Annotated in this window: 11 protein-coding genes; 5 read left to right on the top strand and 6 right to left on the bottom strand. The window is 59.3% G+C overall.

The genetic code is table 11. The annotated features are described in order from the left end of the window. Together X744_RS1000000175285 and X744_RS152115 are read right to left on the bottom strand one after the other, a co-directional pair. Positions 1-333 carry a hypothetical protein gene (locus tag X744_RS1000000175285; RefSeq protein ID WP_023760337.1) on the bottom strand — a complete coding sequence of 111 codons (333 nt, stop codon included), beginning with the start codon at positions 331-333 and terminating at the stop codon, positions 1-3. Further along, complete coding sequence (locus X744_RS152115; protein ID WP_031260579.1) at positions 323-1,204, bottom strand: hypothetical protein; 882 nt, start codon at positions 1,202-1,204, stop codon at positions 323-325. The genes X744_RS1000000175285 and X744_RS152115 overlap by 11 nt, the downstream gene beginning before the upstream one ends. Before the next feature lie 677 nt (positions 1,205-1,881). Between X744_RS152115 and X744_RS152110 the strand changes: the two genes are divergently transcribed. The 5 genes from X744_RS152110 to X744_RS0137385 all read left to right on the top strand — a co-directional run bounded on the left by X744_RS152110 (position 1,882) and on the right by X744_RS0137385 (position 7,420). Continuing rightward, on the top strand, positions 1,882-2,100 hold the full coding sequence (locus X744_RS152110) for a KTSC domain-containing protein (RefSeq protein ID WP_023760339.1): 219 nt from the start codon (positions 1,882-1,884) through the stop codon (positions 2,098-2,100). A 52-nt stretch (positions 2,101-2,152) separates the two neighbouring features. Then, on the top strand, positions 2,153-2,977 hold the full coding sequence (locus X744_RS1000000171070; RefSeq protein ID WP_023760340.1) for an FCD domain-containing protein: 825 nt from the start codon (positions 2,153-2,155) through the stop codon (positions 2,975-2,977). Further along, positions 2,974-3,606: a hypothetical protein gene (locus X744_RS01000000169895; RefSeq protein ID WP_023760341.1), complete on the top strand. Its 633-nt coding sequence runs from the start codon at positions 2,974-2,976 to the stop codon at positions 3,604-3,606. Before X744_RS1000000171070 ends, X744_RS01000000169895 begins: the two co-directional genes overlap by 4 nt. A 746-nt stretch (positions 3,607-4,352) precedes the next feature. Next, entirely contained in the window at positions 4,353-6,887 is a 2,535-nt protein-coding gene (locus X744_RS152105; protein ID WP_198032241.1) for a P-loop NTPase fold protein, read from the top strand. A gap of 302 nt (positions 6,888-7,189) precedes the next feature. Then, positions 7,190-7,420, top strand: coding sequence for a hypothetical protein (locus tag X744_RS0137385; protein ID WP_023736267.1), 231 nt, complete (start codon positions 7,190-7,192; stop codon positions 7,418-7,420). Between the two features lie 284 nt (positions 7,421-7,704). Here X744_RS0137385 and X744_RS152100 read toward each other — a convergent pair whose 3' ends face one another. From X744_RS152100 to X744_RS152080, 4 genes are all read right to left on the bottom strand, one after another. Beyond that, complete coding sequence (locus tag X744_RS152100; protein WP_023760344.1) at positions 7,705-9,018, bottom strand: HlyD family type I secretion periplasmic adaptor subunit; 1,314 nt, start codon at positions 9,016-9,018, stop codon at positions 7,705-7,707. Further along, the gene (locus X744_RS152095) at positions 8,993-10,768 is read right to left on the bottom strand and encodes a type I secretion system permease/ATPase (protein ID WP_245266721.1); all 1,776 of its coding nucleotides are present in this window, start codon (positions 10,766-10,768) and stop codon (positions 8,993-8,995) included. The genes X744_RS152100 and X744_RS152095 overlap by 26 nt, the downstream gene beginning before the upstream one ends. A 370-nt stretch (positions 10,769-11,138) precedes the next feature. Continuing rightward, positions 11,139-11,939, bottom strand: a complete 801-nt coding sequence (locus X744_RS152090) for a hemolysin expression modulating protein (RefSeq protein WP_031260584.1) — start codon at positions 11,937-11,939, stop codon at positions 11,139-11,141. A 923-nt stretch (positions 11,940-12,862) separates the two neighbouring features. Beyond that, positions 12,863-14,026, bottom strand: coding sequence for an IS4 family transposase (locus X744_RS152080; RefSeq protein WP_023760348.1), 1,164 nt, complete (start codon positions 14,024-14,026; stop codon positions 12,863-12,865). Positions 14,027-14,380 lie beyond the last annotated feature (354 nt).

Genomic DNA, 14,380 nt, shown 5'->3' on the forward strand with positions numbered 1-14,380 from the left:
TCAACGGTGCTGCGCTCGCCAGCGAGATCGTCCGAGGATCCGCGCAACGTCTCGCCGTGTGATCTGCGTCAACGGCGGCTCGGCCGCCTCGAGCACCTTGCGGCCCGCTTCATCGAGCGGGATGTCATCGCGGGCCGCAGCGAATTTGAGCGCCAGCTGAGCCAACTCTTCCTGCGTGAGCTTCTCGAGCGCAGCTTCGACACGCTGCCGCTTCGAGTAGCCCTCCGGAGCTGGCACGACCAGCCCGGCGATCCGTTCCGGCTCTTCGCTCAATTGCGTGTGGCCCATCCCGTGCAGAAGCCCGAAGACAAGCCCGTAGAGGTCATCCGTCACGCCCCGTCCCCTTCAGGATAACGCGCACGAATGCAAACATCCGCGTAAACAGGTAATCGACATGATCCGGAGAGATCAGCACCTCCTGCGTCGTCTCGGAATGACGAATGCGGAAGCTGTTCCCGATCGTCGTCAGCTCGGCAGCCTCCCGGCCAAGAGCGTTCCGGAACCCAGAGTCCTGAGTGGCGACGCGGTCCAGCAGCGCATCGGCCTGGGCGCGCTTATTGGCGCCGGGTTCCAGCGTCTTCAGCCGTTCAAAAGCATCCCACAGCTTCTCCAGCGCGTCCTGCCGGTCCTCGGGCTTTGGCGAGAGAAACCGTTGCCGAGCGGCTTCGAGCAGCCGGTCGGTTTCCGCATCGCCCGTCTGAAACATCGCCCAACCGAGCGCATTGGCGACCGGCTGGGGGAGGAGGCGGCGAGCCTGCCCGATCGGTGTTAGCTCATAAGCGACCGCGTTGCGACGAAACAGGAGATTCACGTCCGCCACAAATCGCGTGAGGCCAGCATCGCGGTTCCAGCTCAAGTGATGGTGGCCGAAGTAGGAGTGATAACTGCCCTTGATCGGTTCGCCCACGGCGCTGGCGCAAAACTCGAGCAGATCGAGGATCACCGGCGTATCGGGCACTTCGTTTGCGGAGAGCGGCCACAGAATCCACGGCACCTCGGCGCCCAGCACCCGGCTGAAGGCCTGAGCATCACATCCGTACGGACCGTTGCCGTCGGGACACTGTTCCGGAAAGCGCAGGCCAAACGAGCCGTCGCCGATCCTCGTCTGGATCAAGCTGTAAAGGCCAGCCCACAGACGCGCATCAATAACGTCAATGGTTGCGGGACGTGCTCCGTATTCCCGATCGGTAAAATAGGTCGACACCCTTTCCCCCATCATCGCTTCTCAGCACGGTTCTCCTCCTGGCAATGTCTGCGCATCGCTTGATCGGCGTCTCGAAGGCTCCGCGTGGTCCAGCAGCAGGCCGCTCCCCACCTCAGGAGGAAATTGCGAGGCGGTATTGTTAATTAACAGCAGTTGGAGTCAGCAGATCATTACGCTCTGCTCTCGATCTACAAAGGATGCGCATGTTTCACAAGCGGACAGGAAGCGCGGCGCGTGATGACAGGCTTCAGCTTTGAATTCCAACCGGCCACCCGTAGAGAAACAGCGGCGTTGAGCATTAACGGGCCTGCCCGAACGGCTGATTTTCCCCAAAGGCTGTCGTCGATAGATCGATGGGGTCGCCTGCCGAAGGGCATCTATCGGCTGGGCACGTCCTATAACCGGACAGTCCACTTGCGGCCCCAATCATACCGCCCCCACAGCAGGGCATGGCATGCTGGACGGAAAGTCACTCTCGTTTGCCTCCAGCCGATTGCGATGTTGCCACTGTTTGGCTCTCGGTTCGGTGCTCGTGCAAATTTGCAGCGGCTATTTTCGCTCTGTTTCCTGACGGACGTCGTCGACCACCACGACTGATTGGTCAGTTCTCGTGCGCAACCAACCCCTCCGCCACTCGTTGGTTCGTTGCTTTGCGAGAATCTCCCCTTGGCCGTTCAATGCCGTCGACCTCGATACGCAAGTTCGACTATGACCGTAACAACAGGGTACTCTTGGTTTGGTTTGTCGCCAGCGGGAAGCACTACGAGTTCTCGGACGTACCGCCTGAGATCTTTACCGCGTTCAAATCTGCCTTCGCCAAAGGCCGTTATTTCAACGAGCACATCCGCAATCACTTCCGGCACCGCTTAGTCGGACCTGCGAGTTTCAAGGATTAGGGGCTTCTCGCCGCTGCGCGAGGCGCTAAATCGCCTGCAGGCCGAGCGGCTGGTGACGGCGGAATCGCTGCGCGGTTTTCGCGTGGTGCCACTCTCTCTCGACGAGTTGCGCGATGCTATGTCGGTGCGCATCATGGTCGAGACGCAGGCGCTGCGCGCTGCGATCCGCAATGACGACGATGCCTGGGCGACGGGGATCGTCTCGTCGCTCTACGCCCTCAACGTCCAGGCTGGACGCACCGGACCTGAGGCTGACATCTGGACTCTCGAGGCGAGGCATTACGCGTTCCACCGCGCCCTGTTGGCGGCGTGCAAATTACCGTGGACGTTGGAATTCGCTTCGACCGCCTCCACGCGGCGACGGATTCCTTTTGGCCGCCTCGCACCCGGCCGGCCGCGACGTGCAAGCCGAACACAGCGCCCTAAGAAGAACTGGCTTAATCTTCTCGACGATTTCAAACCCCAGCGCATCCAGCACAAACTGTATCGATCGGAGCAAAGGCGGCGCCGCCTTTATCCAGTGATGGCTTACCGTGGTTGCCGCCTCTGGCGCATCTGCAAACGGATGAAGGGGCGTGTGGTCAGCAATACGGTGTCCCCTCGATCGACTGACAATGCAGACCTCGATAGGCTCGAAGGCGAGGCCCGTTTGGCCGAAGCTAGAGCCAAGTTGCTCACGGCGGAACATGTAACGCAGGATGGCAACAAAAAGACATGGTGGAAGGATGGGCAACTCAACCTGTTAATCATTGGTGGTATCGTGACGATCATGGGCAATCTCGGGGTTGCCGCCTACAACGGTTATGAAACGCGCTTTGAAGATAGATTGAAGGCCGTTATGATTCTGGACTTATTGCAGACCCGGGCGACAAATTGAAAAAAGCAGTCACGAAGTACTTTCCGGTTTTGCCTGCCCCCAGCGGTGCTGTGCCATCCTTCCTCGACCCTTCTGACTACGCGCAAGCCTTCTGGCAGGTTTCCCTAGACGCCAGCCAGATGTCCATGATCGACAACGAAGCCAACAAGATCACGGCCGGGCGCCAGACATTCGAAACCGTAGCCAAAGCAACCCATGCCCCTTGGTACGTCGTGGGCGTTGTATGGATGTTGGAGACCGGAGGCGATTTCAGCACTCACCTTCACAACGGCGATCCGCTCACGGCCCAAACAGTTCATGTCCCCGCCGGACGACCGCTCCAGGGGCAGCCTCCGTTTACGTGGGAGGCAAGCGCGATCGACGCGATCAAGCTTTACAAATTGGACAACACTGACACGCTCGACCTAGGCGACATGCTAGATCGGCTCGAGGGATACAATGGCTATGGCTACCGTCGCCATCAGGTGTCGTCGCCGTTCCTTTGGGCTTTCACGAGTGGCTACGCTGGTGGATCGTACGTGGCAGACGGCGTCTTTGCGTCAGATGTGAAATGGGCAAGACCGGGAGCCGTTGCCTTGCTGCGCCGTCTCCAGGATCGCAGAGCGATTAACTTGAAGGGGACAAACTAGTGGCTAGCTGCTTCGCGCCGCTTATCCACACCGACATCAGCTTCGCGAGACAGTGTATTGGGCCTGTTGTCCTATTTGCATAGGGGCTGATTGAAATTGGCGGGTGGGATTACCGGCGTATGCGTGTTGTAGAGCCGGACTGACGAGATGGAAGAAGAAGCAAGGATGACGACCGGCCAGATTTGCATCGATGGAAACCACTCCCGTGGTGCTCATCAATCACCTTGCATGTTGCGCTGACATTGGGCCGCGCGGCCGACCTGTTTCAGGACAACGCCTGACGAGCAGATATCGGTCTAGCCATCTTTCAGAATTTCGCCCCGGTGGGACCTCTATGGTACCGAGGATCATCAGAAACGCAGATGCGGCACCCGATCGAAGTAGCAAGCCGAATATTACCCGAAAAAGCCTAAGCGAACGCGGATACCATGCTTTAAGAAAATTTGACTTGTGCATCGACCCGTCGCTGTCAAATCGAGCAATTGCTGTTATCAGAGTGTAGGCTAGGAAGATCGCGATCGGGGGAGGCGATGCCAACTGTAATTGTACCCGGCGCCAGCACTGAGGTTCGAACTCGGGTAGAGTCCCTCTTGGCCTCCCTCTTTGAGCAGGCATTAGGAATTGAGAGTCTAATCCTCAGCCCGATATGCGCCCACGTCCTGCTCGAATGCGCGAGGTATTTGCCGGAGAAGGTCAGAGAACGCGAAATACTTTCCACGTCGACTGTATTTTTGACAACCCTCCTTATGGCCCGCAGGCTTGCCACTACTGTTTCTGACGATGCCGAACGGTTGAGCGACGAGTTCGATCAATTACGCCGTTGGGGCGAGCTCGTTCGGGGGGGCTTCTCCAGTCGCCTCGACGCCGCGGCCGAGAGTTTCTTTCAAAAAATCCCTGTACCGGACATTGAGTTGTTCAGGGGGATCGCGCCGGCAACTAGCCTCGTGGGCGTCCGCCTTGGTCCCGGGTTGACACATGTCTTCCAGGCCTGCGGCAGCAAGCGAGAAGTAAGGCTAACGGATATCGTCCTGCGAAGTCTCGATGACCCGGAAGCTCGCCTGCCGACGCGTATCGAAGAATGGCAGTTGGGTGCCCTGGTGAGGGGGATGAAGGGAGTCGCGAAGACTAAGGCGGGGCGCATCCCAAGGATGGTCAGGGAGGCAGATGACAAAGAGTTGTCGCTTTTCGTTCAAGATTACGCAGAAGCTCTGGCAACAATCCTGCGCAGCGCTGAGGACGAATTCACTTTTGCCCTCTTTGGGCCATGGGGCAGCGGAAAGACCACGCTCACGCGGCTGCTGAAGCCTTTGCTAGAATCCCCGGAAGACTTCGTCACACAGACTGGAGCACCCCAACAACCTTTTGCTAAGCTGCGCTACGAGGTCGTAGGCCACAATGCCTGGAAGTACCGTCAGGCGCCTGAAGCATGGGTGTACCTCTACAAGAGCCTCGTCGAGCGTGCGGGGGCCAGCCTGCGCAGTTTCGATAGGATGGCTCTGGCGGCCAGAGCGTCCCATTTTCGCTATGGGCCATGGCCGCTCGTCGGCGCGCTGATGTCGCTCGCCCTATTGGCGATCCCTCTCAGCGCAACTTTGCAACTCGCAGCTGTACTGGGAGCCCTGATCGGGACAGGCGCGCTCGCTCACATGGCCGTAATCGCTCCCAAGGTGCAAACCAAGGTCAGAGCCATTTTCGCGAAGAACGCCAGGCTGAGCACTGGGCCGGAGCGGCTCGGTATGCTGGCACTGGTCGGGGAGGACGTGAAAGCGTTGCTGTCGGCTTGGACGAAGAAACCGCCCGACGTTCCGTCGAAGGGTGACGGAAGGAGCGAGTTTCCATCGACCAACGGGCAGAGGCGGTCCGTGCGGACCACGCTGGTGTTCCCCCTACTGATATTGGCAGCCGTGGCAGTTGGCTGGGCCTACGGTCTGTGCACATCGCCCCAGCCCCGAGAGGGTGGCTTTCTCATCCGGAGCCTTGAGGCGATCGCCCAAATCCTCGACGGCGGCGTTGGCGAAGGATTGCATAATGAAACCGTGGGGCCCAAAAGCGCGCACAACCAGAAATCCGAAGAGCGTGCGGCAACCGATCCGGAAAACTGGATACTCTTGGCCTGGATTGGACTTGTCTTGGTCACCATCCTGGGCCCCTGGTGGATTTCCGCGCCCGGACCAGACCGTGTGCTGTTGATCGTCGACGACCTAGACCGATGCAGCCCAGACGACATGCTGACTGTAATTGAGAACATGAAATTGTTGGTCGACGACCCGGTTCTCAGGAACAGATTGCAGGTGCTGATGCTGGTCGACGAACGGGTTCTGGCGTTTGCTATTGCCAAGCACTACACGGACATGATCGACGAACGCGCCGCCGACATTGTCGGAGCTAGTGCCGCTAACGCCAGGCTGATTGCGAAGCAAGAGATCGTTGCCGAGCAGAACGAAAAGCTGTTTGCCTGCCACCTCCGCTTCCCGGCGCTGAGTGATCGCGACGTAGCAGCCTTAGCCGTGAAGCTTTCCTCGCGCGAGCTTGAGGAAAGCGAAGAGCAGGAAAAGCAGGACGCGGAAGGGCGGCGAATTGACGAGCTGCAAAGGGCGGAAAGGGTTCTGCAAAATGCGGTAGCCGCCAAAGCCAGTGCGAAGTCGACCATCGAACTTGTGCGTGAAGGGCAGAAACGACCATTTGTCGATATCGATGCACCATCCTCAAAGCCGGTGCCAAAGCACTTGCGGGATATGGGATTGGCGGATGCCTTCTTTCCCCCATCGGAGCAAGAAAAGACCGTCAGGATGCGACAGAACGCAGCGGCCGAGGAGTTTAACCGCAAGCTCGAAGCCCTGTCGGCTGAAGAGCGACTTGCCCAGAACCCCGACGTGATCAAGCGCTACGATCAGACCGTCGCGATGGAGGAGCAGGCCCGAGCGGACCTGGAACGGGTTCGGAAACGATCGGCTCAGGCCGAAACCATTCAGGCAGACGCGCCGACGTTTCCCTTCAACGAGGGCGATGTCCGCTTCACAAAGGATGAGGTCGGCGAGCTGGGGCAACTTGTGCCAGGCTACTTCCGAGCGATCAACAGGCGCCCGTCACCACGTGCTATCCGCAACCTGCTCTTCAAGATCCAGCTCTTCCGTTTGTTGCTGCAGGTCCGCACGCCGAATCTGCCATTGGAAAGTCTCTCGATTGTTAGCATCTTGGACGCGTTCAAGCAGGCGGCGCAGATCGAGCCGACGGCAACGCAAGACGAAGAGACCGTCTCGATCGCGAGCCAGGTAATCTAATGCGACAATACCGCAGATCCCGTGCTCGCGGCCGTGCCTCCCGCCACTAACGACCCATCAGCCGAACCGGACGGCTTGCGCTTCCGTGCCCGTGCTGCGGCGGACGCATGATCATCATCGCGATGTTCGAACGGGGAGGCAGTTGCTCAGACCGCCACACCATTTTGTGATGCGATCTTTCAAAGAACGGCAAGTTGAAGCGCCATAGCCGACGCCTCCCGCGAGATTCTGACCTTCCTATGCATTGCACCCACAGGTGAAGAGACCGTCGAGATGGATCTTTCGTTCAGAAGGAAACTGCCATGCGAACCACCGAACGTGATCGACCGCCTTCCGGCTGGTTTGTGGTCGACGTGATGCGCCGCGAAGCCCGGAAGTGGGACTGGACGGCGCTTATGACCGATACGCATCCTGATGACGATCTAGAAGCTCGGATCTTTGCGAAGCAGTGCTGGGTCCGCATTCCCGGCAAGCACCGAAACCGAGATGAGGCTTGGGATATGTTCGAGGCGATGTCAGCCACGCGGCACTGACTGACTTTCATTCCGCAGAAGAGAAACGAACAGCCCGCTGCCGCTGGTGGCGGTGTTTCATGTCGCCTTTCATGTCGCGCACCAGTAAAAACCGTTGAAAACCAAGGATACTCAGTTGCAACATGAAACGCGGACATTTCTGCATTTGAGGGTACGTTAAGATGCTAAATTCACTACAGAAAGAAGTTGTGCCCAGAGGCAAATGAGGAAATATGTCTGTGCCTTCAGGTGTTACCACTCTCAAAGAAACCAAGAAATACAACAATATATTTCTGTGGCTTATTTCATTCCTCCCGGAATGTCCGACTGATTTGGTCCGACAGCGGCTTCACGAAATAGGAAAGCGCCGTACGCTCGCCCGTCTCGACCATCGCTTCGGCCGGCATACCGGGCACGAGTGTCAGCCCCTTGAGCTTCGTCAGTTCCGCCTGCGGAACCGACAGGCGCACCAGGTAGTACGAAATGCCGTTTTTTTCGTCCGTCGCCAGATCGGCTGCGATCCGGCTGACATATCCGTTCAATTCCGGCGTGGTTCTCAGATTGAAGGCTGACATCCGCAGCACGGCCTTGTGACCAAGCTGGATTTGGTCGATGTCCTTCGGGGTGATTCGTACTTCAAGCGCAAGATCGTCGCCTTCCGGCACGATTAGCATGATCGGATCGGCGGGCGTAATCACTCCGCCGACCGTATGAACTGCGAGTTGTTGAATGGTGCCTGACTGCGGCGCGACGATATCGATCCGTCGCAGTTCTTGTTCAGCCGCCACCTTGCGCTCACCATACTCCCCGACCTGCGCCTGAACCTCTCTGAGCTCCTGGCCGACTTCGGTCTTGAAATCCTGATCGATCTGCGGGATCTGCAGGCGCGTTTCGGCTATGCGGGCTGCTGTCTGTGCCTGATCTGCGATCTTCTCACCGCGTTCGCCACCGAAAGTGGCAACCTGGATCTTCAGGCTGTTCAACCGTTGGTCCGAGACAATGCCTTGGTCGCGCAGCCCACTCAGAACAGCAATTTCCTTTAGGAGAACCTCGATCCTTTTTTCACAGGCAATTTCCTGCGCCTCGAATCCTTCGATCTCGTGGTGATATTGAGTAATGTGTTCCGCCAGTTGCGCCTGCTTTCCGTCGCGGGATTGTCTGCGGAATTCGAACAGCAGCGTCTCGCTATGTATTGCCGAAGCTACGTCCGGAACATCTCTTCGGGCGAGCAGCCAGTCCGGGAAGGCGATCTCCGCGAGATCGTCACGCTCAGCATCGAGTCGTGCCTGGTAGGCGGCGAGCTCATCGAGCCGCTTGGTGACTATGGCGAGATTAGCGCGCGTCTGGGTGGCATCGAGCCGCATGAGGATGTCGCCGGCTTTTACTTTTTCGCCTTCGCGCACCAGGATTTCTCCCACCACCCCGCCGGTCGGGTGCTGCACCTTCTTGACATAGGAATCGACGACAAAGTGTCCGGACGCGACAACCGCACCGGAGAGATTCGTGAAGGCCGCCCAGGCTCCGGCTCCTCCCACAAAGATTACGCTCGCCACAAGGCCCGCCACCAGGTGGCGGCGAATGGAGCTGGAAACGTCATTGTTCTGATGAATGCCGGACACCGGGATCCTCCATGTCAGCGCGCTCTCCCACGTTATCCTGTGTAGATTCGATGGCCTTGACGCCAGCGCCTCTTGCCATCGCTGTCCCCTTCAGGACTTTGGAAAGCGCTTCACCACGCGCACCGAATGCTCGCTGCCGTCCACCTTCCATCACCAACACCAAATCCACGGCGCGGATGGCGCTGGGCCGATGGGCGACGACAACCGCAATGCCCTTGCGCTCGCGCACGGAGGCGATCGCCTTAATGACCGCAGCCTCGCCTTCCGAATCGAGATTGGCATTAGGTTCATCCAGCACAACAAGGAAAGGGTCTCGATAAAGAGCACGGGCAAGACCGATACGCTGGCGCTGCCCGGCGGAAAGTGCCGATCCGGCCTCACCGATCGGAGTTTCGTAGCCGTGCTCAAATCGGAGGATCAGTTCGTGCGTGCCCGCTGCTTTCGCCGCGGCGACAATAGCCTCAGGGTCAGGATTATCTTCAAAACGAGCGATGTTTTCGGCAATGGTGCCGTCGAACAGTTCAACACCTTGCGGCAGATAGCCGATATGACGGCCTAGTGCTTCCCGGTCCCATTGATCGAGGCTTGCGCTGTCGATGCGAACTTTTCCGGCGACCGGCGCCCATGCGCCGACGATGGCGCGCGAGAGTGTCGACTTGCCCGAGCCCGATGCACCGATGATCCCGAGTGCGCTTCCCGCCTGAATGGCAAACGCAAGGCCGGTCACGGTCGGCTTCCTTGCGCCGGGCGGAACGATTGTCACGCCTTCGAGGCGCAGTTCGCGTTCAGGTGCAGGCATTGGCATAACGGCAGCGGATTCAGGAACCTTTTCCAGGAGGTCCTCCAGCCGCGCCCAACCCTGGCGCGCCATGAGGAAAGGTTTCCAGCTTGAAATGGCCAGATCGACCGGAGCCAGCGCACGCCCCATCATGATCGAACTGGCAATCATAACCCCGGCCGTAGCCTCCTGTCTGATGACAAGGTACGCGCCGACGGCAAGAATGGCCGATTGCAGCAGCACGCGCAGCGATTTTGAAATGGCACCCAGCCCACCTGCCACGTCCCCAGCTTTCCGGTTGGCGGCCAGAAACTTGGCATTGGCCTTTTGCCATCGGGCAGCGATCCGCTTTCCAAGACCGAGAGCTTGCACGACCTCGGCATTGCAACGCGCTGCTTGCAGCAGACCATTGCGTGCCATGTTGTGGGAAACGGTATCGCTTATCGGCCGTTGCGAGAGAGTGTTGGCAAGGAGTGTCAGAGATGTGAGACCGACCGCCCCGATAAGTGCCGTCATGCCGATCCAGAAATGAAGGAGGAAGCAAATGCCAAGATAAAACAGCATCCATGGCAGATCGAAGAACGCTGTCGGACCGTTTCCACCTAAGAAGCCGCGAACATTGTCGAGATCGCGAAGCGGCTGTAAGCCGTCGCCCGGCATGCGCGTTGAAAGCGGAAGGCGAACGATCGCATTGTGAACGCGTCCGGAAAACTCTCCATCGAAACGCTCGCCAATCCGCAGCAGCACGCGGGCGCGCAAAATGTCGAGCAAGCATTGGAACGCATAAAGCCCCGCAGCAAGCACGACGAGCCCCACCAGCGTCGATACGCTGCCACTTGCCAGAACGCGGTCATAGACTTGAAGCATGAACAGCGGCGAGATCAGCGCAAGCACATTGACCACGCCGCTGATCAACAGAATTCCCCAAATAGCGGAAGTCAGAGGGAAAGGTCTCAAAGCTGAATCCTTCAAGGAATGGTTACTCACGTAGGTCTCCGTGAGGATCTGGCGACCCAGCTCCCTATATTGCTCCCCGAGCGGCAACCGACTCGCTGATTCAGGATCAGTGCTCCCGCCGAATATGTTTGGTTTGGCATCTAATGGAGCGGGTCAACAACAACACCGTCCGGCTGAAGGTTTGGAAGGGATTCATCGTGGCCGGCCGCAAGGGCCCGAACAGACGCCTTCAGGGAGATTTCGGTGTACGACCAGCGCGACGTGCAGGGCTTCGTCAAGCTGTACACGCTGCGACTGCTCCCGGGCGCCCCGGCCCATCGCAAGTAGCGGAGACGGAAAGCGCCCGCCCAGGGGGCGGGGCGCTGTTCCGTATCGTTTTTCTGGATCAAACGAAGGTGAAGTCCGACGCGGTCAGGCCTAGGTCGGCCACGGTGACCACACCGCCCAGGTGGGCGAACTCGTGCGCGCTGCCGTCGGCGGTGACATAGGCCAGAGTTGCGACTCTGTCGGTGTAGCTGCTTTGGTAGACAATGATGTCGCCGGCGTGCTCGCCGGAGATCGCACTCGCTGCCTCATTAGCAGAGTTGAAAGATTCGCCAGTGATTACCACGACATGTTCGCCGTTCGCACCCGAGGCCGCGCCACTGTAGAAGCTGCTCACCGGGTAGCCGGACTGTATACTGGCGTTGTTGACGAAGTTCGCGCCAAAACCGTCGTTGTAGAGGCCCACCGCATCGAAGGCGAACTTGTCCTCCGCCGGGTTGAAATCGGTGATAGTGGTAATGTCCGGCTTCGACCCGACACTCGGATCGACCCCAGGCACCGGATTGTGGAACTGGAACACGAACGTGTCATTGTCGGTGCCCCCGGTCAACGTATCCTGGCCGTCACCCACGTAGAGGACATCCTGGCCGGGACCGCCGCTGAGCCTGTCATTGTCCTCACCGGAGATGCGCGCGTTGAAGCGGCCGTTGTCGCCGGAGAGATCGTCCCAGCCATCTCCGCCGAAGATGCGGTCGTTACCCTCGCCGCCAAGGGCTCGGTCACTGCCCGGGCCAGCCGAGATCTCGTCGTTGCCGCCACGACCGTCAATCCAGTCACCGCCCTGGAAACCCTCCATCCAATCTTCACCCTTGGTGCCGAGGAGTGTTTCGGCATCCGGGCTACCCTCGATAATGTTTGCCATCGAAAAATACTCCTGATGATGCACCCTGCCTGACGCGTTCATATTGCTCATCGGGTAATTAGAGAAATCGATTGCTTGGATAGACACACATTTACGAAATGGATGCATTCACGTTCACTTCGCCCTTCCGCTGAGCAGTAGCGGGCTCGCAGGCGGCGGGGAATCTGGTCGCCCAAGCAATCGATCTGAAGATTGGACACTCAAACCGGACCGGGACAACACTTCGTAAGCCGTCCTAGTTCCGCCCCAAACTTCTCTCTGTTGCTCGACGCCGGCATACCCGCACCGTAAGCGCTGGACGAGGACAAGTTCCGCTGGCCGCGGGTGGAGAACGGCGTGATCCGGCTTGCCGCGCCCAACTGATGGCGCTCGTCGAAGGCAACTGGCGCGTTTGAGCCGATCGGAGACGGCGTCCGACGTCGGCCGGATAGGCCGTGGCGAAGTGACTCAGGCGCAAAAGGCGGGCCTCTAGCCGTGCAAAATAAGCTTTTGTCGGCGTCATGACGAGAAGCGCTTTGGCCCGTCTCCACGAAATCGTTCCGCTCAAGGCGATATTCGTCGCTATGGCGGCGGAGAAGGCCGAACTGCAACAACTCCGGAGCGAAACACTCAAGGCCGAGATCGTCCGGATGGCGACACTCAACGAGCGTGCCCAGGAGAGGATCGCCGACCTTCAGGGATCAAGCAGCTGGAGCGCGCCGCTTCGGTCGCAGCTCCGAGAAGCTCGAACGTGCCCAGCAGGCCTTCGCCTTCGAAATCCAGACCGGGCTCGGCGCGATTGAGTCCGAGCTCGAGGCCGCAAGACCGCAAGACCGACAGGCGAGCCGCGACGTGGTGCGCGACCGCGCAAGGCGGTCCCGGCGCATCTGGAGCGGGTCGAGATGGTCATCCGCCCCGAGCCATGCAGGACTGTCCGGGGAAATTTATTCATATATGAAGGCCATCTGATTGAGGCAGGATCGGTCTCTTGGTCGGCTCGGATTGACCGGCGGCGGCTTATCGATGGCGTTTATTTTTCGCCGCCCGAACAAGTATTGGGCGACCAGCTCTGTGAACCGCAGGATTGGAATGGCGACACCTCGGGCGCGCGCGACGATGCGCAGCAGTGCATAGGCGATCATTGCCGCGAAGAGCTGCAGGCGGATTGCATTGCCGTTGTTGCCCAGGAACTTGCCGATCTTGAGGTGCTGCTTGATCCAGCGGAACAGAAGCTCGATTTGCCAGCGGCCTTTGTAGAGCTGCCCGATCTCGACTGCGGAGCGCTCCATGTCGTTGGTCAAAAGCATGATGGTGTCGCCTTCCTGGCGTTGGATGCGCAGGCGCCGCAGGCGTATCGGCAGCTTGCAAGCGCCCTTGCTGACCAGGTTCACCTCACTGTCTTCCAGGACCAGGAAGCCGTCGCCCTGCGGCTCGGCCACGGGGCGGTTGCACAGCTGCGCCAGCCCCATGTTGGTCTTGGGCCGCGTTACGAAGACCGACCCGGCCTCGGCGATCGCCGTCCACCAGCCATAGTGGCAATAGCCCTTGTCGAACACATAGGTCGCCGCGGGCTCGATGGTGATCCGGCGGCCGATCTGGGCGTCGTTGACGTTGGCGTCGGTGATGTCGAGGACGCGCGGATGGTCGGCCTTCGGGTCATAGACGACATGGACCTTCATGCCGCGGATGCGTCCGTTCGACTTGGCCCACTCGCACAGCTTGCCGAGCGGAATGGGGGTCGAATCGATCAGCCGCAGCATTTCTTTACCCTCTTGCCGCGTCTGCCGGTCGAGCAGGCCCGCCACCAGGCTGAAGGCCTCGGCAAAAATGGCGACCGGGCGCCGTCTGTTGGCATCCGACAAGGTCGAACGCATCAGCGGACCGCTGCCCAGGTGGTAATGATGCTGGCTGTTGGCATTCCAACCGGCTTCCAGGCCACGCAGGCTGTCGCTGCCGCAGAACTGAGCATAGATCAACACCACCAGATGATCCCAACTCCTGAACGATTTGTCGTAGGCATCGCCGTCGTGACGATCCACAATGGCTTGGAATTGACGGCGATCCATGGCTTCAAGAAGCTGCCCGAAGATGCTAGGTGCAAAGCGCATGCCCCGTTCCTTTTCTGAGTCTCGACAACCAGAGAGAAGACGGACAAACCCCGTTTTACGGGGCATGCACATGCGGCATTTCGATTCACTCAAAACTTTCCCCGGACAGTCCTGCGAGCCATGGGGCAAGAAGCGCTCCCGCAGCCAATCGTCCAGTCCGTCAAACGCCGTCGGCCGCACAGGCATGCGAAACGGAACAGTCCCGCCCTCGCTTAGATACCGAGGCACCGTGTTGCGCGCGCACCCGAATTCCTTCGCCCGTCGGTTCCCCAGCCAACCTCATGCCGCCGCAGCATCGCTGCCACCTCTTCAGGCTGAAGGATCTGCTCTCCCTGCATCGTTCTCGACAATGCA

The sequence above is a fragment of the Mesorhizobium sp. LNHC252B00 genome, assembly GCF_000502955.1.
Taxonomy (GTDB): Bacteria; Pseudomonadota; Alphaproteobacteria; order Rhizobiales; family Rhizobiaceae; genus Mesorhizobium.

What these genes read in the sequence shown, in the direction of transcription:
- X744_RS152110 (WP_023760339.1), top strand. Translation starts at nt 1,882, where the DNA reads ATGCCGTCGACCTCGATACGCAAGTTCGACTATGACCGTAACAACAGG.
- X744_RS152105 (WP_198032241.1), top strand. Translation starts at nt 4,353, where the DNA reads ATGGCCCGCAGGCTTGCCACTACTGTTTCTGACGATGCCGAACGGTTG.
- X744_RS0137385 (WP_023736267.1), top strand. Translation starts at nt 7,190, where the DNA reads ATGCGAACCACCGAACGTGATCGACCGCCTTCCGGCTGGTTTGTGGTC.
- X744_RS152090 (WP_031260584.1), bottom strand. Translation starts at nt 11,939, where the DNA reads ATGGCAAACATTATCGAGGGTAGCCCGGATGCCGAAACACTCCTCGGC.
- X744_RS152080 (WP_023760348.1), bottom strand. Translation starts at nt 14,026, where the DNA reads ATGCGCTTTGCACCTAGCATCTTCGGGCAGCTTCTTGAAGCCATGGAT.